Raw genomic sequence first — 531 nt, 5'->3', positions numbered from 1 at the left:
AACAAAGACCAACAAGTTTTAATCAATCAGACGTTTGGGCATTCAAGATTTGTCTGGAATCAAATGTTGAATATGCTAAACACAAGATACGAAAACAATCCAGATTTGAACATGTTATCTTTCAGTAAACTAAGTTCTTTGCTCACTCAAATGAAAAAAGAGTATGCTTGGTTGAAAGACGTGGACTCTAAAGCTCTGCAAAATTCTGTTAAAACGCTTCGAGAAACATTTGATAGGTTCTTTAAAAAACAATCAAATTACCCACGGTTCAAATCAGGAAAGATTCATAAACAGTCTTATAAGACCCTTGAACGAACAATACGATTCAACCATAACCAAAAGTACATTAAACTGCCCAAATTGGGTTGGGTTAAGTGCAGAATGTCTCTGAACCACATTAATAATAACAACATCAAATCAGTTACTGTTACCCGTAAATCCAACAACAACTATTATATTTCTGTATTAGTAGAGTGCGAAAACCAAGACTTACCTAAGACAGACAAAATAGTTGGGGTAGATTTAGGATTG

At 34.1% G+C, this 531-nt stretch carries 1 protein-coding gene; it reads left to right on the top strand.

Annotation, left to right across the window (positions count from 1 at the left end; all coding sequences use genetic code 11):
* Window positions 1–531 (top strand): RNA-guided endonuclease TnpB family protein (locus tag ACYQ4S_RS12215; protein ID WP_459771436.1); only part of this gene is annotated, 531 nt, incomplete at both ends.

Source organism: Alkalibacterium sp. s-m-28, assembly GCF_054658175.1.
This window is presented reverse-complemented; position numbering and strand designations above follow the sequence as displayed.